This is a genomic window from Celerinatantimonas marina (assembly GCF_046054165.1).
In the GTDB taxonomy this organism is placed as follows: domain Bacteria; phylum Pseudomonadota; class Gammaproteobacteria; order Enterobacterales; family Celerinatantimonadaceae; genus Celerinatantimonas.
Genome location: NZ_JBFNXK010000009.1, coordinates 46,345 through 61,036, shown reverse-complemented (window position 1 = coordinate 61,036; position 14,692 = coordinate 46,345). Strand labels below are relative to the sequence as shown.

The window sequence follows — 14,692 nt, the reverse complement described above, 5'->3', positions numbered from 1 at the left end:
GAAATTAAATGAGCAGTTCATTTCCTGAGAATTTTCTATGGGGGGGCGCTGTTGCCGCCCACCAGCTGGAAGGTGGCTGGGATAAAGAGGGAAAAGGTATCAGTGTCGTCGATGTGGTAACGGCAGGGGCTCATGGTCAGCAACGAACCATCACGGACGGGATCCAACCGGATGCTTTTTACCCGAACCATGAGGCCATTGATTTTTATAGCCGCTATAAAGAAGATATTCGACTGATGGCGGAAATGGGATTTAAATGTTTTCGCACCAGTATTGCCTGGACTCGTATTTTCCCGAATGGCGATGAAGATCAGCCCAACGAAGCGGGCTTGAAATACTATGACGATCTGTTCGATGAACTTCTAAAGTATGGCATTGAGCCGGTGATTACACTGAGCCATTTTGAAATGCCACTGCATCTGGCTACAGCCTACAATGGCTGGATGGATCGAAAACTCATTGATTTTTTTGTGAAATTTTCAATGACAGTGATAGCCCGCTATCGACATAAAGTTAAATACTGGATGACCTTTAACGAAATTAATAATCAGAAAAATGTTGCCACCGATATTTTTGGTTGGTTGTGTTCTGGTGTGAAATTTTCTCAACAGCCGCATCCGGAAGAAGCCATGTATCAGGCGGTTCATCATCAGTTTGTGGCGAGTGCGCAGGTGGTGCAACAGGCGCATGCACTGGATCCGGAACTTAAAATAGGTTGTATGTGCGCAATGGTGCCGGTATATCCTTATTCGTCCAATCCAGATGATATTATGTTGGCACAGATGGCCATGCGTGATCGTTACTACTTTTCAGATGTGATGGTCAAAGGGCATTATCCGAGTTATGCCAAAAAAGAGTGGGCGCTTAAGGGGTATCATATAAAAATGGAGGCCGATGACGAGCTGATCTTGGCCGCCGGGAAAGCTGATTACATGGGCTTGAGTTATTATATGTCAAATACCGTGAAGGCTGACGCTCATCACTCGAATGCAAATCTGATGGATGGTAGCAGTGAATTTTCAGTGAAAAATCCACATGTGCCGGCATCGGATTGGGGATGGCAAATTGATCCGGTAGGATTGCGTTATTCTCTGGCAACATTATGGGAACGTTACGAAGTTCCTCTGTTTATTGTTGAAAATGGCTTGGGTGCTTTGGATAAAGTCGATGAAAACGGGTATTGTGAAGATGATTACCGGATTGACTATCTGAAGGCTCATATTGAGCAGATGAAACAGGCGGTGACGGTTGATGGCGTCGATTTAATCGGGTATACCCCGTGGGGATGTATCGATTTGGTGTCATTTACAACCGGAGAGATGCGTAAGCGCTATGGATTCATCTATGTTGATAAACATGATGATGGCAGCGGGACTCTGCGTCGTTCCCGGAAGAAATCCTTTTACTGGTATAAAAATGTAATCGCCTCAAATGGCGAACAGCTTGAATAAATAATATCAGAGCCGGATTTTAATCCGGCTCTGTGATTGATAGGAATGATAAGGTCAGATGACAACCATGATCACAATGCTTGATGTGGCAAAAAAAGCGGGCGTTTCAAAGGCAACGGTATCACGAGTGCTCAACGGTAAAAATATCGTCAGTGATGCAGTGAAAGAGCTGGTTTATCGAGCGATTGAAGAAACCGGTTATCGACCTAATTTATTGGCTCGGCAGATGGCCACTCAGAAAACGAATCTGCTGGGACTCATTATGACCAACGGTTTATATAATGGCCCTTATTTTTCATCATTTGTGTATGCGGCGGCGTCTTTCAGTGAAACGTATCAGCATCAGTTAATGTTAGCCGATGGCAAGCATAGTGCTGATGATGAGCGTCGAGCCATCGATTTTTTGCTGGATATGCGTTGTGCCGGGATTTTAATTTATCCCGAATATCTCTCTGGTGATGAGCTCGCAGAAATCATTGCCAAGAATCAAACCCCGATTGTGGTGATTAATCGGCAACTTCCCGGGAACGACTCCGACTATGTGGTGATGGATCATTATCAAAGTGCTCAGGCGATGATGGACTATATCTTGAGTCAAGGGCATCGGCGCATTGCCTTTATCCAGGGGCGAGCGCATTCGCCCAGTGGCCAAGCTCGATTTAGTGCTTATCTGGATAAATTAAAGGAATATGGTATTGAACCGGATGAACAGTTGATTGTGCCCGGAGACTGGTCAACCGAAAGTGGTTATTTGGCTGGCAAGACGCTACTCTCCCGAAACGTACCTTTTACAGTCATTTTAGCGGGTAATGATGATATGGCGACCGGAGCGATGAGGGCACTGCGTGAAGCCAAGCTGCGGATCCCGGAAGATGTCTCCATTGCTGGTTTTGATAACAGTACCATGAGCCGATATAGCTATCCGTCATTGACGACAGTGAATGTGCCGATTCGGGCGATGGTCGAACAGGCTATATTACATCTGCTAGGGGAGCCACCGGCTGCAACTACGCAGGCGATTGAAGGTGAATTGATTGTGCGAGATTCGGTGGGTGTCCCGCAAATGAATGCCTGAATTTATCGTTCCCCTTTCTGCTCAGCAAGATGAAAGGGGAAGGAAACTATTCATGATGACGCAAGGCTTCCAGCAGTAGCAAAAAGGCCGTATTGTGCTGGCGACGGCTGGGATAATAGAGATAATAGCCTGGGAAATAGGGGCTCCAATCTTCGAGAACGTGGACTAATTTCCCAGTTTGAATATCGTCCATGATTAAATCTTCCGGAACATAAGCGAGCCCCACACCATTGAGGGCCGCATTAATAATCAGCTGTGAGGTGTTGGCTGTAAAAGCGCCGTTGACCGGAACACTGAATTCATGGTTATCTTTTTTAAATTCCCAATTATACAAACTGCCAGTCGACATCAATCGCAGGTTGATACAGGAATGTTCCGAGAGATCATAAGGGGTTTTAGGTTCCGGTTGATGTTTAAAATATTCAGGTGATCCGACCAGTGCCATGCGCATGTCACCGGTGAGTTTGACCGCAACCATATCTTGAGCAATATCATCACCAAAGCGGATCCCGGCATCAAAACGTTCTGAAACAATATCGATAAAACGGTTCTGCACATTGATTTCAATGTGAATATCCGGATATTTGCGCATAAACGGAGCCAGTCTGGGCAATAGTACGGTATTGGCGGCATGATCGGTGGTACTGAGCCGAATTAATCCTCGAGGGCTGTTCTGATTCGCACCGATTTGTTGGATCGTATTTTCAATTTCAGCCAGATGGGGATCTAAAGTTTTTAATAGCTGCTCCCCGGCCAACGTGAGAGAAACCCGACGAGTGGTTCGATTTAGTAGACGGACTCCGATCCGTTCCTCTAGGGCTCGAATCGAGTGACTCAGAGCTGACTGAGAGAGCCGGAGTTGAGCGGCAGCTCGAGTAAAATTCTTTTCACGAGCGACGACTTGAAAGGATAATAAGTCGGCGAAATTTTTACGCAGCATCATTGATGAGTTATCCATCCCGATTATTCTGTTGAATGAGCGCCAAGTTATCACAGCAGGCAATATTCTTAAAATGATAAAATTGCGATATAGAAGCAAGTGATTTTATTCATAAATTGGCGATTATGAAGGCTTCGGAGCTTTGAGCCTCTGCGTTTGGCGTGGCGCATGAGCGAGCGTATTCTGACTGGTGAATCCCTGTGAACCCGGGACAGAGAAGTCGATCGAGGCATCAAGAGGATTAGTAATAGTGTATTATGCTATAAATAATTGGTATTTATAGTGTTTCCCCCCAAATTTGTTTTTTCGGTGCATCTTGATTCAGATCAACCGAACTTTAAAATGTCACATAAGATAAGCGACAACCCCTCTTTTCTATGTCATGTTGATGGCGTAATTCATGAAAGGTATGTTGTATATATCATTTCAAAGCGATTGCAACTACCTAATAAATAACAATAAATAAGATAATTCTTCATTATTAAGACAAAACTCATCTCGATCTATTGTATCGGCACTGTGCCTCTTGTGTTGATATGATTTCGATGATCTGTTGGGAGCTTGTCTCGGCTTAGAAAAAAGACTCAATATGAATCAATTTATAATTGTAAATCCAAAGCAATGTTTGGGGTGTCATGCCTGTGAAGTTGCCTGTGTCATGGCACATAACGATGGTCAACATGTATTAACTGCGGATCAGTTTTTTCCTCGTATTCATGTGATTAAATCTGAGCAAATTAATACGGCGATTACATGTCACCATTGTGAGGATGCTCCTTGTTTACAGGGGTGTCCAAATGGTGCCATCCAACGGCTGGATGATGGGATCCATATTGATCAGCAGCGATGTATCGGGTGTAAAGCATGTGAGGTCAACTGTCCCTTCGGGGCAATTGAAGTGGTGACTCGGCCGATTGCTGAGCATCAGGTGAAGGCGATGGCGCTCAAATGTGATTTATGCGTGGATCGTGAGGGTGGCCCGGCTTGTGTTGAAAACTGCCCTAATCAGGCCTTGTCACTGATGACCGAGCAGATGCTGTCGGATAGCGCTGCTGAAAAACGTCGCAATAATGCCTTGCAGTCGGCGTTGCCTTGGCATACCCAGAGTGAACCGGTTGTTGATACTGCGGCGCCAAGCGCACATCGAATTAATAAAGTGACTTTACTGGAACACTCTTCATCCCGTCAGGATCCGGATAAGATTGATCTGGAGCTTCGTAAAAAAGGTTTTGATGAACTGTATATCACCTTCGATGAAAAACGAGCCGATAGCCAGAGTGGGCGTTGTTTAACCTGTGGTGAGCACAGTATTTGTGAGTGGAAATGTCCACTGCACAACCATATTCCACAATGGATCCGTTTAGTTCAGGAAGGGCGGATTGATGAGGCGGTTGAATTATCACACCAGACCAACTGTATGCCTGAAATTACCGGGCGGATTTGTCCTCAAGATCGGTTATGTGAAAGCGGATGTACCTTAAAAGAAAAATCAGGTTCCGTGACCATTGGAAATATTGAACGTTTTATTTCAGAGCAGGCTTTTGCTAAAGGTTGGAAACCTGATCTGAGTGGGGTCATGATGACGGATCGACGGGTCGCCATTATTGGTGCCGGTCCAGCTGGATTAGCTTGTGCCGATGTCTTGATCCGACATGGTGTGAAACCGGTGGTGTTTGATCGCCATGCTGAAATCGGTGGCTTGCTGACATTTGGGATCCCATCCTTCAAGTTGGATAAATCGGTTCTGGCTCGGCGCCGGGAGATTTTCACCGAGATGGGGATCGAATTCCGTCTGGGGTGTGACGTCGGAACAGACGTTCAGTTATCTGATTTGTTGTCAGAATATGATGCGGTATTTGTCGGGGTTGGAACATATAAACCAATGGCGGCCGGTCTGGCGAATGAAGATGCTCCGGGGGTATTTGAAGCGCTGCCTTATTTGATGGCCAATACGCGTTCTCTGATGAACCTGCCGGAAGATCCGAAAGAGCCTTATATTAATTTATCGGGTCAACAGGTGGTGGTTCTGGGCGGTGGTGATACCGCGATGGATTGTGTGCGTACCGCGATTCGTCAGGGAGCCACCCGAGTTACTTGTGCTTATCGCCGGGATGAAGCCAATATGCCGGGCTCTCGCAAAGAAGTTAAGAATGCGAAAGAGGAAGGGGTTGAATTTGAATTTTATGTACAACCTATCAATATTGAGCTGGATGAAACCGGGGCTGTCAGTGGGATCCGGATGTTACGGACGCAGTTAGGTGAACCGGGTGCTGATGGTCGGCGTCGACCAGAACCGATTGAAGGTTCGGAGTTTGTAATGCCTGCCGATGCGGTGATTGTTGCCTTTGGTTTCTTAAACCATGAAATGCCTTGGCTGGTGGAACAGGGGGTTCAACTGGGGCGTTGGCATAACATTGATGCCCGAGTGGATAGCCGATACAGTTATCAGACTTCTAATCCGAAAATTTTTGCCGGTGGTGATGCGGTGCGCGGGGCTGATTTAGTGGTAACGGCCTTAGCGGATGGCCGTCATGCGGCAGAAGGGATCCTGAATTATATTCAGGCATAACTGATCCCGCTTAAGGTAAATCACCCCTCACTCGAGGGGCTGAGCATCGTGGGAGAGTAACAAAGTCTCATACTGAGTGTTAAAGTATCATCCTAAAATGGCAGCGATCGCATCGGTACGCTGCCGTTTCTAAGACGGTTTTGCCCCATTGTGTTTTAGTTAAATCTATCAATATGGCGGTTAAAGTGGTGTAAAAACTTACTTTTTGTAATCCTACTGTATCGATAAATTTCAGGCCTTACCAGATTTATATGTAATTATTTCTTTGATTTGGCGCTCTATCTGATACCTTGCATGACTTTTTGAACTTGGGTTTATGTTATTAATCTCGTAAAATTTAACTTAGAAAATATGATAGGTGATGTATTTAATCAGCGCTGGTAAGTAGATACGCCTATTTTTAAATAGTTTTTGGTGTAAAGGTGTCGTGTGCTACTGCTGGATTCAGTTTTGATCAATATGAAATGGTAACATATATTGAGTTTATCATGGGTTACTTAACAGTACGTAGATAATGTAAGGGTAATACTTTGAATAAAATAGTTTTCTCTTGTTCTTGTAAGCAGGATATCTAGTGATGGCTATGCCTGCTTATACTCTAGAATATGATGTCAGTACACCTCCAGTTGTTGCTTATGGCATTTCCTATACAGCTCATCAACTAGACCTGATTCTTTCTGGTCCAGTGAAAACTATTTTGCGGGATACGACTGGTCAAGAAGAACTCCAAGGATTACTTGCTGGTCTTATTACTACAGATTTTGAACATGCCGAATTAGCGCAAGTACTTGCTGAAGATTATGAGTTTGAAGACTGGTTGGTTGGAGAAGCAATTGCAGAAGCTTTTGTCTCAGAACGCGGAGGATGTGAATATCCATGGCCAACATCCAGAGATCTAAAAAATTCTAATGCAAGCCCTGCGGGATGCGACTTAACAGGACTTCAACGAGTTAATGATCAAGAGCTACCTTATCGTTTTAGTTTTGGCGAAGTTAAGACATCTTATTCTCAAAGCTCACCGCCAAGTGTTATGACTAGTCTAGGAAACCAATTGTTTGGTTTACGTGATGATAAGAGAGTAAAGATAGATCTAGTGAAATATTTAGGACGGCATGCCATAGGTAAACCTTGGCAATGCAAATTTCAAAGTGCAGCTAAACGTTATTTTCAGTCAAGTGGTACGGATATAGCTGTGTATGGTGTACTTATTCGTGATACTACGCCTCAAGAGACAGATCTTCGTGGAAAAGCCAGTGCTCTTGCCAACAACTGTCCCGTAGCAACGAATATAGAGCTGCATGCGATACATATTCCTACTGGTAATATCTTAAATTTGCCGACACTAGCACAATCAGCAATGAATGGTGAGGACAATGTATGACCTTATCATTTGAACAGTTGCAGTCAGTAGATACTCACTGGGCAGTACAGTCTATCAATGGCGAAACTCGTAAAGCGGCGTTTGATGCAGCAAAAGATAGTCTGGTAAATAGTGCTTTGGGTAGTTTGTTTACTAGTGAACCTGTAAATATTGATTATGTATCTATTGAGGAAGTCGCCTCTGCATATGAGCTGGCGGCTATTGAAGGACTACCTATGCTGCTTAGTCCTTCGTCTGTAGAGAAAAATATCAAAAATATAGCGATAGCTGGTGCCAATAAAGCTTTTAGTTTAATGAGAGCACTTCCTATTCCGGAAGATACTGATCAGCGTATATTTCATGTCCTTCACATGGCTGGGTTGGCATATGCAGGTGACCGATGGACAGATCTGAGACGTTGGTTTGAAAAGCATGAGCAAGAAGTTCAGAGTCCATCTGTTGTTGATGTTGAATGGAACAAGCGAGTAGTTTATCGTTTGTTTGATGCATGGATTCGCTTGCTTCGAAAACGCTCTTGGGACGATTTAGATCAAATTTCGGAAATTATTGTAGGTCTTCGTAATGATCAATCTAGTCATGAAAGAGCTTTCTTAGAAAGCTCCCAAGGTACAACCAAACAAAGTGAGGCGGTTCGTTTGATCTCCCTATATCATTGGGCTAAAGCAACTGAACGACTTGCAACATATATGCTTCAGGGAGAACCATTAGCAATTGAATCAGAGTTAGATCTGCATTTCGAAGCAGCTCTAAAAGCCGCACAAATATCTTCTGATACAAAGTTAGAAATGTTGTTGCGTTGGCTACATGTATCTAGTCATAAAATGGTCGAAGGTTCTCTTTGGTGGGTTGCTCATAGTGTGAACTCTAGAGTGACTAGGTTTGTTGACCATGTTATTCGTCATAAAAGTATGTTTGAGTTATTACCACCTCAGAGAGCTGCATTGCAAGAGCAAAATCTGCTTGATCCTGCAAGTCGGGCTGTTGTGATAGATATGCCTACATCTGGAGGTAAAACCCAATTAGCTCAATTTAGAATGCTTCAGGCACTAAATCAGTTTGCTGATGATGGAGGATGGATTGCATATGTTGCACCTACACGGGCACTTGTTTCGCAGATCACTAGGAGATTGCGTTCTGACTTTGGGCCAATTGGCATCAAGGTTGAACAACTTACAGGAGCGATTGAAGTAGATGCTTTTGAAAATGCACTTTTAAGTGAAGATGATGCTTTTCAGGTATTAGTTGCAACGCCAGAGAAGTTGCAACTGGTTATGCGCAATAGGAAGGTTCAGCGTCCATTAGCACTATTAGTAATGGATGAGGCACACAACATAGAAGATAGAGAGCGTGGCCTTCGTATTGAGCTTCTGTTGGCAACCATTAAGCAAGAAGCTTCAAAAGCAAACTTCTTGTTGCTAATGCCTTTTGTGCCAAATGCTAATGAACTTGCACAGTGGCTTGGTTCCGGTAGAGGAAAGAGTATTAGTCTTAGTACTTCAGCTTGGCAACCAAACGAAAGAATTGTTGGTTTGTTTAATAGGGAACGCGCAGAAGGAAATGGTAATTGGAAGTTAACATTTGAGACTTTAACAACCACTCAAAGGACAATTCATCTTCGTGGACAACACTATGTGGATGGTATTAGACCTATTCGAAGTTTGAATTATAGCTCTGCCCAGTCTTTATCAAAGCAGGCCGCTGCTATGGCCAAAGTCTTTTCTAAACGAGGAACAAGTATTGCTGTTGCGCAAAAGATTCCTGATGTGTGGAGTATTGCTAGATTAATAGCAAATGATCTTGAGCCTCTAGATAGGATTCCAGAGGAAATTGCTTTGGTTCAACGATTCCTAAGTACAGAAATTAGTCCGGATTTTGAGCTTATAGGAATGCTAGAAAAAGGAGTTGTAGTGCATCATGCTGGTTTGCCTGCGGAAGCTCTAGCACTTATTGAATGGCTAACCGAAGAAGGTCATGTCAGAGTCATGTGTGCAACGACAACGATTGCTCAAGGATTAAATTTCCCAGTTTCATCAGTTTTTCTTGCAAGTCCTAAGTATCCTTATGGCGTTAAAATGTCGTCTCGTGAGTTTTGGAATCTTGCTGGGCGAGCTGGAAGAATTGACCACGATAGCGTTGGTGTGGTTGGAATAGCAGCAGGAACTAATCCTCATGAAATAAGACAGTTTGTTCGTGATGCTACTGGTGATCTCCTTTCGCGTCTAGTAAGTATGCTTGAAGAAATTGATTCTCTTGGAGATTTAAATGATCTCTCAGCGGTAATTCACCAAGAGCAATGGGCCGATTTTCGTAGTTATATAGCACACTTATGGAATGAGAAACGTAATCTTGACGAGGTTATTGCTGAAGCGGAACAACTTTTGAGGAATACCTATGGATTTAGCTCACTGCGAGCTAAATCAGATGCGAATTCTCAGCAGCGAGCAGATGCTCTACTTGAAGCTACCCGAGGTTATGTTAGACAAATTGCTGAGCATCCTGAAAATGCCGCTTTGGCGGACTCAACTGGTTTTTCTCCGGAGGGGGTTCGAACTGCGTTGTTAGAACTCAATAATCTTGAAAACAAATTAACAATCGAAGATTGGCAACCAAGTAGCTTGTTTGGAAATGAAGGAAGGCGATCTGCGTTACCTGATTTGATGGGAATAATGATGCGAGTACCACAACTCCAAAAAAGTTTAACTGAAATCGGTGGTGATGGTATTGGTCATCAACGATTAGCTGATATAACTCAAGCTTGGGTTGACGGGGCTTCTCTTCAAGAGATTGCAGCTCGATTTTTTAATGAAGGTGATCTAACAAATAATTTGTCTAAAGCTTGTAAAGCTGTTTATCGGGACCTTGCGAATAATGGTGCTTGGGGTCTATCAGCATTAAGTAAGCTGCCAACAGCTGGTATTGATTTCGATAGTTTGTCAGAGGCTGATCTTAGAGTTCTGAACAACCTTCCAGCAATGCTTTATCATGGTGTCAGAACAGATGAAGGTGTCCTGATGAGAATGAATTCCGTTCCCCGTAGTATTGCTGAAAATTTAGGGGCTGATTTTAAGCAACAGTACAGAGACTCAAATATAGCGTTGTCTTCATCGGTTGCTACTAGCTATGTCAGGACTCTGAGTTCTGATGATTGGTCAAGACTTAGACCTAATGGTGCAGTAATGTCAGGTGATGACTATCGGAAAGTTTGGAAGCAGTTATCTGGAGAATAGTATCTATAAATTATCTCGTGGATTCTTGAAGATCACGATTGTATGCGGACTAGGTTATATAGTTACGACGCAATGATACGGGGAGCCATTAGGCTCCCCGTATCATTTTCGCTGGTATAGTCACATCGTTTGCCTTTTCTAACAAACTATACTCCATTTGTGTACAAACATCACTATTTCACAGGCTTTTACTAATATGAAAATGCTTTGTCAGTAAAAAATGCTAAATGGTTTCTGTCCAGAAACGTGTTTCAGCAGTAATGAACAAAGCAACCAGTATGATACTTTAATACTCATTTGTAGCGCGATTCACGTTTCTCAAGTGAAGTTAAAAAGTTCACAAAACTCGGCTTATAGCAACGAGTCTGATGAAGGGAGTTCAGGACCTTGCGGAATATAAACGCGTGCGACAAATTCTTGATCAGTTGAATGCTTCAGATCAAACTGATAACCGTTTTGCCGACAAATGTTACTGACAATGGAGAGACCCAGTCCATGGCGATCACTGCGGGTTCGGGAGGTATCCAGCTGAAACAGCGGCTGTACAATATGTTCCAGATCTTGTGGGCTTAAAGGTGTTGCTGTTTGATTGCGGACTTCCAGTTGTCGCTGATGATCGGCATTCCAGCGAATGGTGATGAGGGTCTGTTCAGGGCTATAAAATAGCGCATTATCCAACAGATTGACCAGCAACGTTTCGATGCTGAATCGATCGGCAACAATTTCATCCTGACCGTCTAAATCAATTGATAATCGATCGCCAATATCCGGATATTTAAATGATAAATCGCGGGTGATCTGTTCCAGTACCGATTCCAGAGACAGGGATTCCAACTGTTTGTTCATGGAGAGGGATGACGTTCGTTGCAGTAATAGCAAATTCTCAACAATCCCTTTCATACGATTGGCGATGGAGAGCATATCGTGCTGGTAGGTTTTGCTAATCCGTTCATCTTGTGGGTACTGAATATAGATCTCAGTCAGAGCAATAAGTTCTGCGATGGGCGTTTTGAGTTCGTGAGCAATATCACCGGTGATCCGTTTTTCATTCTCGATGAGTTGCCGGTTACTGTGAATAAATGCGTTGAGCTCTTTACGAATCGGTTCGATTTCTTCTACTTTGCGTTTGGGCTCACTGAGTTGTCTGGAGAGTTGACTGGTATCTGAGGTCTCAGCAATCTCTTTAATCTCTTGGTTTAACTGTTGCAGAGGGGATAGGCCGCGTTTAATGAGCGAAACGGTAATATAGCGCATGATCAGAGTGGCCAGAATAAAAGCGCTGATCAGTAGAATATCGACCATAATTTTTAACCGATCTAAGCCAACGGTGGCTTGATATACGGTTAAATAGACCGGAGCAGGTTGTTCATCGGGTTGATCAATGTGGCTTGGGATAAAATAAGAGAGTGAAGCGCGTCCGGTTTCCCCATTAGGCAAAAGAACCGTGATCACTCGGGTACTTCTTAAGGGAATGTCATATAGGATCAGATTCTGAGCTGGGTATTGTTCGAGTGACGGGGAGCGGGCAATGGTTTTTCCGTTTTGCCATAGTTGGTAAAAATAGGCATCTTTTTTAGATGAAAATTGAGGCAAAAATTGCTGATTAAAGTTAAAAACAACCGAGTGGTCGACTACTTTAATCTGTCCTTTCAAATAATTAGCCCGGTTAATCATGGTTTGATCAAACTGTTGTTCTACCCAGTCATCCAAACTTTGATCTACCGAAATAAATACGGCTAAGAGGATCAAACCGAATACCATGGATACTGAATTGATGAGATTCCGTTGAATCGAGGCCTGATGTCGAAAATGCAGCATTACTGACTCACCATATAGCCGAATCCTCGTTTATGTTTAATGGGTAAGTTACCATCGACTGCGCGCACTTTACGGCGAATTGAAGATAAATGAGCTTCAATCGCATTTTTAGATAAATGATCAAAATTACCGACCACGGCTTCACTGATCATTTCGGTACTGACCACTCGACCCTGAGATTTAAAAATGTATTCAACGATTTTAAATTCATTGGGTGTTAGTTCCAGCACCTGATCCTGAAACAGAAAGGTTTTGTGTTCCAGATTAATACAAAAGTCGCCAATGCGAATGCTATTATCGATAGAATTGAGCTCCCCTCGACGCATAATTGTTAAGAGTCTGGCGTGTAATTCCTGAAACGAAAACGGTTTGGTCAGATAATCATCAGCGCCGCGCAGCAAACCATCGACGCGATCCTGCGTATGATTTTTGGCCGATAAAATGATGACGCGGGTTTGATTCGATTGAGCCCGGAGGGTCTTCAAAATTTCCATACCATCCATATGCGGAAGCATCAAATCGAGGATGATGACATCGTATTGTCCGTTTAAAGCCATGCTGAGCCCTTCGGCACCATCCCCGGTATCATCTAACGTAAATCCCAGGTGGCTTAATCCGACGACAATACTACGACGTAAAGGTTCGGAATCTTCAATGACTAATAATTTCATATTTTTTAAGAGATTAAGAAGTAACTAAATAACCATTGGACTCAAGAATAATCGATTAAGTTCATCTTAATATTGAGCTCGATGGGCTGATTTCTTAAAAAATAGACAAAATATCTATTGTATTATCCCATTATATGAATAAATTGAGGCGAATGATACCCAGTAGCGTGAAAGAGCCTGGGCCGTGAGGACGATCCAGACTCTTCTCGATGGGGGATAGCGAGGTTGGTCCCCGCGCTCTGAACGTGCTAACCCAGAACGTACTTGATCATCACCCCTGCGGCCACAGCCGAGCCAATCACACCCGCGACATTGGGCCCCATGGCATGCATCAGCAGAAAGTTTTGAGGATTGGCTTCCAGCCCTACTTTGTTGGAAACCCTCGCGGCCATCGGGACTGCAGAAACCCCAGCCGAGCCGATCAGTGGATTCATTTTTTGTTTGGAAAAACGGTTGAGCAGTTTCGCCATTAACACGCCGGCGGCTGTGCCGACGCAGAATGCAATCACACCTAAAATCAGGATCCCAATGGTTTGGGGTTGCAGAAACCGCTCTGCAATTAGTTTTGAGCCCACGGCTAATCCTAAAAAGATGGTGACAATGTTAATCAGCGCATTTTGGGTGGTATTGGATAAGCGTTCCACCACGCCACATTCGCGCATCAGATTGCCAAAGCAAAACATCCCGATCAGTGGGGTTGCTGAAGGTAACAGCATGGCTACTAAAATCAACAGCATCAGCGGAAAACAGATTTTTTCCAGTTTGGAGACTTTTCGCAGTTGCTGCATTTTGATTTCTCGTTCGGCGCGCGTGGTGAGGGCTCTCATAATTGGAGGTTGGATCAGCGGGACCAGTGCCATGTATGAGTATGCTGCTACTGCAATTGCACCCAGTAATTCTGGCGAGAGCATACTAGAGACATAAATAGCCGTTGGACCATCGGCACCACCAATGATCCCAATGGAAGCCGCTTGCGCCAGATTGAACTGAATAATCCCCAGACTGTTCAGCGCCAGTGCCCCCAGTACCGTAGTAAAGATGCCAAATTGAGCTGCCGCTCCTAGCAGCAAGGTCTTAGGATTGGCCAGCAGAGGACCAAAGTCAGTGAGTGCTCCAACCCCCATAAAGATAATTAAAGGGCCGGATCCTGAAGCAATTGCCAGTTCATAGAACTGATAGAGCATCCCGTTGCTGTAGCGGAATTGCTCGGCAACCAGTTCTAATGCCGCCATTTGCTGAGGGGATGCCGAGATCAGCGCCTGCCTGATGGCACTGGCTGAAAACTGATCCAGATGTAAAATGGCGGCAAATTGTTGCAGAACTTGTGGATCGGCTGCATGCAGCGCATTTTCAATCGCGGAGAGAGCTAACCCAGCCTCTGGAAGATTCGATAAAATTCCACCGAAGCCGATGGGAACTAACAGCAAGGGTTCGAAACGTTTGACGATGGCCAAATAGAGCAATACCAGGCCAATCACAATCATCATCGCTTGCCCCAAACTGAGATGTAAGATCCCGAAGTTACGGATTAAACCTATGACACTGTCCATATCATTCTCC

General features: G+C 44.1%; 9 protein-coding genes. 5 read left to right on the top strand and 4 right to left on the bottom strand.

Translation table 11 applies throughout. The features are described from left to right. Nucleotides 1–8: 8 nt before the first annotated feature. On the top strand, nt 9–1,451 hold the full coding sequence (locus ABUE20_RS11440) for a 6-phospho-beta-glucosidase (protein WP_408620061.1): 1,443 nt from the start codon (nt 9–11) through the stop codon (nt 1,449–1,451). Nucleotides 1,452–1,518: 67 nt separating this feature from the next. Then, nucleotides 1,519–2,526, top strand: a complete 1,008-nt coding sequence (locus ABUE20_RS11435) for a LacI family DNA-binding transcriptional regulator (RefSeq protein WP_408620131.1) — start codon at nt 1,519–1,521, stop codon at nt 2,524–2,526. 46 nt (nt 2,527–2,572) lie between these two features. On the opposite strand, the gene ABUE20_RS11430 is transcribed toward ABUE20_RS11435, so the two are convergent. Further along, nucleotides 2,573–3,466: a LysR family transcriptional regulator gene (locus ABUE20_RS11430; RefSeq protein ID WP_408620130.1), complete on the bottom strand. Its 894-nt coding sequence runs from the start codon at nt 3,464–3,466 to the stop codon at nt 2,573–2,575. 589 nt (nt 3,467–4,055) lie between these two features. Between ABUE20_RS11430 and aegA the strand changes: the two genes are divergently transcribed. The 3 genes from aegA (at nt 4,056) to ABUE20_RS11415 (ending at nt 10,643) form a co-directional block, all read left to right on the top strand. Further along, the gene (gene aegA, locus ABUE20_RS11425) at nt 4,056–6,035 is read left to right on the top strand and encodes a formate-dependent uric acid utilization protein AegA (protein ID WP_408620060.1); all 1,980 of its coding nucleotides are present in this window, start codon (nt 4,056–4,058) and stop codon (nt 6,033–6,035) included. Nucleotides 6,036–6,612: 577 nt separating this feature from the next. Next, entirely contained in the window at nt 6,613–7,416 is an 804-nt protein-coding gene (locus tag ABUE20_RS11420) for a hypothetical protein (protein ID WP_408620059.1), read from the top strand. Next, complete coding sequence (locus tag ABUE20_RS11415; protein WP_408620058.1) at nt 7,413–10,643, top strand: DEAD/DEAH box helicase; 3,231 nt, start codon at nt 7,413–7,415, stop codon at nt 10,641–10,643. The genes ABUE20_RS11420 and ABUE20_RS11415 overlap by 4 nt, the downstream gene beginning before the upstream one ends. A gap of 351 nt (nt 10,644–10,994) precedes the next feature. Here the strand turns inward: ABUE20_RS11415 and ABUE20_RS11410 are convergent, their stop codons facing one another. The 3 genes from ABUE20_RS11410 to ABUE20_RS11400 all read right to left on the bottom strand — a co-directional run bounded on the left by ABUE20_RS11410 (nt 10,995) and on the right by ABUE20_RS11400 (nt 14,682). Next, nucleotides 10,995–12,461: a sensor histidine kinase gene (locus ABUE20_RS11410; RefSeq protein WP_408620057.1), complete on the bottom strand. Its 1,467-nt coding sequence runs from the start codon at nt 12,459–12,461 to the stop codon at nt 10,995–10,997. After that, entirely contained in the window at nt 12,461–13,132 is a 672-nt protein-coding gene (locus tag ABUE20_RS11405) for a response regulator transcription factor (RefSeq protein WP_408620056.1), read from the bottom strand. The genes ABUE20_RS11410 and ABUE20_RS11405 overlap by 1 nt, the downstream gene beginning before the upstream one ends. A gap of 248 nt (nt 13,133–13,380) precedes the next feature. Continuing rightward, complete coding sequence (locus ABUE20_RS11400) at nt 13,381–14,682, bottom strand: sodium ion-translocating decarboxylase subunit beta (RefSeq protein WP_408620055.1); 1,302 nt, start codon at nt 14,680–14,682, stop codon at nt 13,381–13,383. Nucleotides 14,683–14,692 lie beyond the last annotated feature (10 nt).